This window comes from Mesorhizobium sp. M1E.F.Ca.ET.063.01.1.1, assembly GCF_003998155.1.
Taxonomy (GTDB): domain Bacteria; phylum Pseudomonadota; class Alphaproteobacteria; order Rhizobiales; family Rhizobiaceae; genus Mesorhizobium.
In genome coordinates, this window is sequence record NZ_RZSC01000235.1 from 1 (window position 1) to 8,129 (window position 8,129).

The 8,129-nt window shown below is 64.4% G+C and carries 9 protein-coding genes; 2 read left to right on the forward strand and 7 right to left on the reverse strand.

What is annotated here, in order from left to right:
* Positions 1-1,196, forward strand: a 1,196-nt coding sequence (gene coaBC, locus EOA29_RS17675; protein WP_127221209.1) for a bifunctional phosphopantothenoylcysteine decarboxylase/phosphopantothenate--cysteine ligase CoaBC, incomplete at its 5' end; no start/stop codon positions are given.
* 61 nt (positions 1,197-1,257) lie between these two features.
* Here coaBC and EOA29_RS17680 read toward each other — a convergent pair.
* Complete coding sequence (locus EOA29_RS17680; RefSeq protein ID WP_126092079.1) at positions 1,258-2,595, reverse strand: aspartate aminotransferase family protein; 1,338 nt, start codon at positions 2,593-2,595, stop codon at positions 1,258-1,260.
* Positions 2,596-2,692: 97 nt separating this feature from the next.
* Between EOA29_RS17680 and EOA29_RS17685 the strand changes: the two genes are divergently transcribed.
* A complete protein-coding gene (locus EOA29_RS17685; protein WP_126095764.1) occupies positions 2,693-3,550 on the forward strand; it encodes a LysR family transcriptional regulator in 858 nt (285 codons plus the stop codon).
* Between the two features lie 131 nt (positions 3,551-3,681).
* On the opposite strand, the gene EOA29_RS17690 is transcribed toward EOA29_RS17685, so the two are convergent.
* From EOA29_RS17690 to EOA29_RS17715, 6 genes are all read right to left on the reverse strand, one after another.
* On the reverse strand, positions 3,682-5,133 hold the full coding sequence (locus EOA29_RS17690; protein ID WP_127221210.1) for an MFS transporter: 1,452 nt from the start codon (positions 5,131-5,133) through the stop codon (positions 3,682-3,684).
* 243 nt (positions 5,134-5,376) lie between these two features.
* Positions 5,377-5,850 (reverse strand): DUF992 domain-containing protein, encoded by a 474-nt coding sequence (locus tag EOA29_RS17695; RefSeq protein WP_126092081.1) that lies wholly within the window; start codon positions 5,848-5,850, stop codon positions 5,377-5,379.
* Positions 5,851-6,073: 223 nt separating this feature from the next.
* The gene (locus EOA29_RS17700) at positions 6,074-6,925 is read right to left on the reverse strand and encodes a tetratricopeptide repeat protein (RefSeq protein ID WP_126092082.1); all 852 of its coding nucleotides are present in this window, start codon (positions 6,923-6,925) and stop codon (positions 6,074-6,076) included.
* A gap of 132 nt (positions 6,926-7,057) precedes the next feature.
* Positions 7,058-7,324, reverse strand: a complete 267-nt coding sequence (rpsU, locus tag EOA29_RS17705) for a 30S ribosomal protein S21 (RefSeq protein ID WP_027165252.1) — start codon at positions 7,322-7,324, stop codon at positions 7,058-7,060.
* A gap of 177 nt (positions 7,325-7,501) precedes the next feature.
* Positions 7,502-7,888, reverse strand: a complete 387-nt coding sequence (locus EOA29_RS17710) for an SET domain-containing protein-lysine N-methyltransferase (RefSeq protein WP_126092083.1) — start codon at positions 7,886-7,888, stop codon at positions 7,502-7,504.
* Between the two features lie 110 nt (positions 7,889-7,998).
* Positions 7,999-8,129, reverse strand: a 131-nt coding sequence (locus tag EOA29_RS17715; RefSeq protein WP_127221211.1) for an SDR family oxidoreductase, incomplete at its 5' end; no start/stop codon positions are given.

An 8,129-nucleotide genomic window follows, 5' to 3' on the forward strand; every position in this document is an offset into this window, starting at 1 on the left:
GCGGCGGCATCGCCGCCTACAAGGCGCTCGTCCTGATCAGGCGCTTGCGCGAGCGGGGTGCTTCCGTCCGGGTTGTCATGACGGCCGCGGCGCAGGAATTCATCACCGCGCTCTCGGTCGGCGCGCTTTCGGCCGATCACGTCTTCACCGAGCTGTTCGACCGTAATGACGAGCACGATGTCGGCCATATCAGACTGTCGCGCGAGGCCGACCTGCTTGTGGTGGCGCCAGCCACCGCCGATCTGATGGCGAAGCTCGCCAACGGCCATGCCAACGACCTCGCCTCGACGGTGCTTTTGGCCACCGACAAGAAGGTGCTGATGGCGCCGGCGATGAATCCGAAAATGTGGTCGCATCCGGCGACGCGCCGCAACCGGGTGACCTTGCAGAAGGACGGCATCGCCTTTGTCGGCCCCGCCAGGGGCGAGATGGCGGAAAGCAACGAGGCCGGCGAGGGCCGCATGGCCGAGCCGCTGGAGATCGTCGCGGCCATTGAGGCCATGCTCGATGAGAAGCCGAAGCCGCTTTCGGGCCGCAGGATCATCGTCACCTCGGGGCCGACGCATGAGCCGATCGATCCGGTGCGCTACATCGCCAATCGCTCGTCCGGCAAGCAGGGGCATGCGATCGCCGCGGCGCTGGCAAAGCTCGGCGCCGATGTCCGGCTGGTTTCCGGTCCGGTCACCATCGCCGACCCGGCCGGGGTCACGACCACGCATGTCGAAACCGCGGCCGAGATGAAGGATGCGGTCGAAAACCTTTTGCCGGCGGACGCGGCGGTGTTCGTCGCGGCGGTCGCCGACTGGCGCACGGCGAATGCCGCCGGCGAGAAGATCAAGAAGGTGGCCGGAGAGGGACCGCCTGCGCTGCAAATGGTCGAGAATCCCGACATCCTGGCCGGCGTTGGCCACCACAGCCAGCGGCCGGGTCTTGTCGTCGGCTTTGCCGCCGAGACGCAGGACCTGATCGCCAATGCCGAGGCCAAGCTCAGGAAGAAGGGCGCCGATTTCATCGTCGCCAACGACGTCTCGCATGAGAGCGGCATTGGCCCGTCGGGCGTCATGGGCGGCGACCGCAACAAGGTGCGCATCGTCTCCCGCACCGGCGTCGAGGAGTGGCCGGAGATGGGCAAGGACGAGGTGGCGGCGCGGCTCGCCGCCTTGATCGCCGAGCGGCTGCGGACGATCGTTGTTTGAATGCTTTCGTCCGTCGGAGACCCGGCGCGCTGAGCGCGCCGGCAGGCCAACCTCGATAAGCTCACTCCGCGGCGATACCGGGACGGCTCGTGCTTGCGGCAAGCCCGGCTTCGATCGACTCGGCAATGATCCTCAAGCCGAGATCCAGTTCTTCCTCGGAGATGGTCAGTGGCGGGGCTATGCGAAAGACGCCGCCCATTCCCGGAAGCTTGACGATGTTCATGCTGAGACCGCGCCGGAACGCCTCAGCCGCGATAGCGGCGCCAAGCTGATGGTCAGGAACCCTGTCCTTGCGATCCTTGACGATCTCGACCCCGAGCAGGAGGCCGCGGCCGCGCACGTCGCCGACACATTCGTATCGCTGTTTCAGCCGTGACAGTCCGTCAAACAACCTCGCGCCCAAATACTGTGCCCGCTCGACGAGCTTTTCTTCCTCAACCACGTCGAGCACCGCGAGGCCCACGGCCGCCGGCAGAGGATCGGAGACATGCGTGGTGTAGAACAGGAAACCCTTGTCGTGCGCCGCCTCTTCGATGTCAGCCGTTGTCATGACGGCCGATAGCGGCAGGCCCGCGCCGATGGTCTTGGACAGCGTCAGTATGTCAGGCGTGACGCCGTCCCTTTGGAAGGCGAACATGGTTCCTGTCCGGCCGATGCCGGTCTGCGCCTCATCGAGGATCAGCAGCATGCCACGCTCGCGGCACTTCTGCTGGAGTGCCGCCAGATAGCCCTGCGGCAGCTCCAATATGCCGCCGCTGGACAGGATCGGCTCGGCGACGAAGGCCGCAAGGTTGCCTGTCGACTGGCTGTCGATCAGATCGAAGCCATCGTTGAGTTCCGTGAGCCAGTCCAGGGAGCCGTCGGCGTTCTTGAAGCGAGGCCGGAAGCTGTTGGGCGCGGGGATCGCGAGCGAACCGACCGTCGCGGGCCCATAGCCCTTGCGGCCGGCGCTGTAGGTCGCCGACGCCGCGGCTCCGGTCATGCCGTGCCAGCTTTTCGAGAAGGCGACGATCTCGTGCTTGCCGGTCACCAGCTTCGCCATCCGGATGGCCGCTTCGTTCGACTCGGCCCCCGTCGAAAGCAGCAGCACCCGGTCGAGCCCCGGGGCCAGCGCCGCGAGGCGCTCCGCGAGCTCGACCACCGGACGGGACAGCATGCCGCTGAAAAGGTGCGCGGCCTTCTCGACCTGCCGGCTGACCGTCGAAACGATCCTGGGATGAGCATGACCGAGCAGCGCGCTCATCTGCCCGGAGGTGAAGTCGAGGATGGGCTTGTCATCCGCGTCGTAGACGAACGAGCCCGCCGCCCGCTCGATGATGGCGGGTTCGAAGGCGCCGCCATAGCGTATGAGGTGGTTTTGCGCAGAGGCCCAGAACCTGCGATCCAAGTTTTTTGACATCTTCCAGCTCCAGCAAGCGTTGGTGGGGAAAAGTTAGCGGCTGGCGCTGATGCAGTAAAATTGATAGTGGTTGGATGCGGATATCAATGGAATTGATATGCAGACTCCACTCGACCTCCGACTGCTCGCGACATTCGTGCGCGCGGCCCATTCGGGAACCCTCAGTGCGACGGCCATACAGGTCGGCCGCACGCAGTCCGCGGTCACCATGCAGATACAGCGGCTCGAGGAAGCCCTCGGCCAGGCCCTGTTTCATCGCAGCGGCAGCGGCGTCCGGCTGACAGGCAGCGGCGAACGCTTCCTGGCCTATGCCGATCGCATTCTCAAAATCCATGACGAGGCGATTTCGGCGTTCTCGGAGAAGGGGCTGCATGGCTCGATCATCTTCGGCAGTCCCGAAGATTATTTGAGTGCGTTCTTTCCGGCGCTGCTGCAGAGTTTTGGAACCGTCTATCCCGATGTCGAGATCAAGGTCGTTTCGGCGCCGACGGTCGAACTGCGGACGCTTCTCAATTCACGCCAGATTGACCTGGCGGTTGTCTCCAGCCCGAATACGGACGATGCACAGGGCGTCGTGCGCACAGAACGGCTGGTCTGGGTTGGCAGCAGGCCGGCCCTGGACCTCTACGATTTCGATGACACCGTGCCGCTGGCATTGGCCGCGTCGAATGCCATCGACCACAAGGCAGCCTGCGAGGCCATGGCCCGCGCCGGGTTGCGCTACAGGATTGCCTACGCCAGCAACAGCCTTGCCGGACTGATTGCCGTTGCGCGGTCCGGGCTGGCGATCAGCGTGATGACCGAGGAGGCAGTGCCGCCCGACCTGCACGTTCTGGGCACACCCCTTCCGCCGTTGCCCAGCCTTGGCATTCTGATCGCCTTTGCCGATTCCGAACGATCGCCCGCGGTCGAGGCGTTCGCCAATCATATCCGCAGCGTTCTTCCGTCACTTTGAGACCGCCAGGGCGGATCACCGTTTCACGCAAACGGCGACCCGCCCCATCTCTATGTTTTGACGCAATTCCGGACGGAAACCGTCACGCACTTTTCCTGGAATTGCTCTCGCGGCCGTCGTTTGCCCGCACGTCAACCCGCCGCCAGTTGAGGCCGGTTCGCCGTCGACGAGATCCTCAGTGCGGCAACACAACCCAGAATGCCAAGCGGCACGAAGGCGAGGAACAGCCAGCCGGCGACGCCTGCGGCGGCTTCGCGGTTCAGGCCTTCCGAAAACCCGCTGGCGTTGGCGACGATGCCGGCAAGTGCCGCGCCCACCGCATAGCCGATGCGCTGCATGGTCGGCACGGCGGCCGAGGCGATCGTCTGCTCGCCGTCGCGGGCCGAAGCGACGATGACGCGCGTCAGGAACGGCCAGCAAACGCCGAAGCCGCCGCCCTGCAGCAGGGCACAGAGCAGGATCAGCGGGATCGAGCCGGCCGGAATGGTGTAGGCGAAGCCGGCGAGGCCGGAGGCGATCATCAGCGCGCCGATGACGATGATCACCCGTTCACGCTCGAGCGGCGCGTTGGCGACGAAGATCGACAGGATCGACCAGGCGATCGATTCGGCGGCGATGATGTAGCCGGTGGTCAGCAACGGAATGCCGTGCAGCGTGGTCAGAAGCAGCGGTCCGTAAATGGCGAAGGTGCAGGTGGCCACGGAAAATGCCGCGACCATGGTCATGCCGCTGCCGAGTGGCGAGCGCCATGAGAACAAAGGCGAGGGGAAGAGGCGCGAGCGGGGCCTGAGGGCATCGATGCGGAAGAACAGCGCCAGGCCAATCAGGCCGAGGAGGAGCAGCAGCGACGAGCGCAACAGGGCAATGTCGATGGCGGCGGCGGCGATCAGCACCACGCTGACGGCGAGGCAGGCGAGCGCCGGATAGGGAAAGGCCGGTACCGTGCCGGCACCAGCCTGCGCCTTCGTCGCCTCAGGCGTGTCGAGCACGATGAAGCTCGCCAGGGCCATTGCCGCGCCGCCGAAGGTGAAGATGCCGAAGGCCCAGCGCCACGACAGGAACTCGGTCATGATCGCCCCGAGCATCGGTCCGCTGAAGGCGGCAACGCCCCAGATCGCCGATATGATGCCGAAGAGCTGCGGCCAGATGTTGCGTGGGAACAGCCTTTCGACCGAGACGAAGGCCAGCGACACGAGCGCGCCGCCGCCTAGTCCCTCGACGAGGCGTCCGGCGAGGAACAGCCACATCGACGGTGCCGTGGCGCAGATCAGCGCGCCGGCCGCGTAGAGCAGGGCCGCGACCATCATGTTGGAGCGCAGCGCGACATAGCTCACCAGCCGCCCGGCCGCGGCACCCGCGACAATGGCGCCGAGCTCGTAGATCGCCAGCGACCAGCCGACCAGCTGCACGCCCGCCAACTCGCCGACCATGGCCGGCATCACCGTCGCCACCATCGTCTCGTTGGTGGCATGCAGCAGGATGCCCAGGCTGATGAAGCAGAAGCGCGCCAGGTCGCCGCTTGCCCACAGCGCCCGCCAGTCCACCTTGTTTACGCCAACCTTGTTGCCGCCTGCTGCCGTCACGTCGATCTCCTTGAGGCCATTCGCAGCCTCATTCGCTTTTCGAACGAAGCGCCAGATCCAGTTCGGCAGGGCTTGTAGAACCTCAAGCGCGGTTGAGCTCAAGAGGCATTTTTCAGCAATATCGCGGCTGCGGGCAGAGCCACGAATTCACGCGCAAATGGTCAGCGGGCGAAAAGAGAATGCGGCCCGGAACGTGTGTCCCGAGCCGCATCCGTGCTGATTGAGCGACTGAATGAAAATGCTTCACTTGTAAGCGTGGACGAGGTCCAGCGAGGCTACCGCGACGGCCAGGTTGACGCCGGTCTGCGCCTGGACGCTGAGCGGCTCCAGCATGAAGGCGCCGTTCAGCCCGCCAACCAGGAGGTTGGCGCCGCCGCCCGTCACGACGCTCGCCTCGGCGTTGACGCCGTAGTAGCTGCCGGCGAGATCGCCCGCATCATGGCTGCGCGTGGCGGCAAGCACCGCCCAGACAAGCTGCCCCTGATGCGTCTGGCCGACATCGACGCCGAGCTTGGAGATCATCCCGGTGTACTGCTCGGACGGCCCGTGATGATAGGGGCGGAAGGTGCAGGACACGCCCTTGTTTGATGTGATGACATAGCCGACGCCGCCGTCGATGGTGCAATCGAGCGTGCCGAGCCGGAGCACGCCGGCGCTGACGGGGGAGGCGAGGACCGTGGTGGCCAGTGCCGCGGCACAAACAAGCTTCTTGATCATCGGGGAAGTCCCTTTCGCAAAATTCGAAAACTAGCCCCGATTTAACGATCGAGGTGCGCGGAGCGTTCCGCCCAAAACTTGGCGCGAACATGGCAAGAGTTAACGCATTGCCGCCGGCAGTTAACGGATCGCTATCGGGGATTGGGAGCGGAGTACAGTCCAACGGATACGCTCCCGGCGACGGCTCGGCGTCATGTGGCGCAGCGGTCGGTGCCGCTTCGAATCAGCTGGCGGCGCCGGAGGTGCGCGACAGGCCGTCCTTGGCCGGTTGGTAGTTCGGATTGAGGTGGATCGCCTCGCGATACGACTTGGCGGCCCTTACCTTGTCGCCGCGGCGCTCGTAGATCAGCGCCTGGTTGGCCCAGGCCTCGGCATTCTTGCCGTCGAGCTTGATGGCCATGTTGAAGTCGGCGAAGGCGTTGTCCTCGTCGCCCGTCGCCAGATAGGAGAGGCCGCGGCCGTTGTAGGGCTCGGCGGCATCCGGCGCCAGCGAGATCGCGGTCGAGAAATCCTCGATGGCAAACTTGTGCTGGCCCTGGCTCTGATAGATCAGGCCGCGATTGTGGTAGGCGCGGGCGTCGGTCGTGTCGAGCTGGATCGCTTTCTGGAAGTCGTTGAAGGCATCCTGGGTGCGGCCCGCCTTTCGATAAAGATTGCCACGGCCGATATAGGCGGCGTCGTAGTTGGCATTGATCTGGATCGAGCGGTTGTAGTCGGCAAGCGCTGCTTCCTGGTTGCCGAGGAAGCGCTGGATGAGCGCCCGGTTCGAATAGGCCTGGTAGAAATTCGGATTGAGCTGGATGGCTTGGTTGAAGTCCTTGAGCGCAGCCTGGTATTGGCCGCCGCGGCCATAGGCCGAGCCGCGCACATTGTAGCCCTCGGGATCCTGCGGGTTGCGCTGGATCACGGCCGACAGCGAGGAGATGTTCTCGGTCGACCCTTGCGCCTTGTCGATGTTGTTGAACTCGCCCGTCGGCGTCGTCTGGCATGCTGCAAGCGTCAGGCCCGAAAGCAGGGCCGCCGTCAGGGCGAAGCCGCGAAAAGCGGTTCTGCGCTCCACGGAAATTGCGTTCATCTTTGTCCTCACTGCCGCAGCGCCGTCAGTCCGTTCCCTCTCCGAACCGGCTCGAATGCATAAATAAAAAGGTGGCGGCGATTCCGCATCGCGCCACCCTCGGTATCCTTCGAAAAGGACGAAAAATTGGCGTTATGAGCGCGGCGAGCGCGATGCGCCGGCAGCACCGGCCGGGGCCGGGCGCGGAGTCATCGGCAGCAGGCCTTCGCGCTGCGCGCGCTTGCGGGCCAGCTTGCGGGCGCGGCGCACGGCTTCAGCCTTCTCGCGGGCACGCTTCTCGGACGGCTTCTCGTAGTGACCGCGCATCTTCATTTCGCGGAAAATACCTTCGCGCTGCATCTTCTTCTTCAGCGCGCGAAGCGCCTGATCAACGTTGTTGTCGCGGACGAGTACCTGCACGTGCAATCCTGTCTTCGGGTTTGAAATCAACAGGCAAGCAGCCATAGCCACTATGCCTCCGCAGTGGGTTGCACCGCGAATTGTGGCGGCTGATAGCAGAATCAGGCCGCGCTGTCCACCGTTGATTGCAGGACCGCGATCAAAAGCCGGAGCGGCTGCGCCTTGCAGGCACAGTGCTCAGGCCATTGCCAGGTGAAGTCGGGCGAAATCCTCGAAGAACTCGCCATAATCGCAGGTGATTTCCTCGCCGACGGCGATGTCGCGGATGGCGGTGGCGCCGCCATATTGCGAGAAATCGGTGTTCGGCCGTTCGGCATGGTTCATGAAGCGGCCATTGTCGACCTCATAAACCATGAAACCCGGCTTGTCCGGGCTCGGATAGGCGTAGCGGTCGAGCAGTTCCTTGAGATGCGGCGGCGCCGCCTCGTATTTCTCCATTGGGATCAGCCGGTCGAAATCCGGGTCGAGCCGCCAGATCGAGGCGCCTTTCCTGATCGGCTCGGCGGCGAAAACACCGACGCCTTCGATGGCGCTCTGGGCGACATAGGTTCTGATCAGCAGCATCGATCCGGTCCGATTTTCGACGGGAAACCAAATCGTCAAATCAGACCGGAATGCAAGGCCGTGGTACCAGATTTCAGCGGATGAGCATGTTTGTTGTCTTGCCCAACCGATCACGTCCGGTTGATCGACACGCCGCCATCGGCAAACAGCGCGGTGCCGGTGGTGAAGCTCGAGGCGTCGGAGGCAAGATAGAGCGCCGAACGGGCGATCTCTTCCGGCTGAGCCACACGCTTCAAGGCTG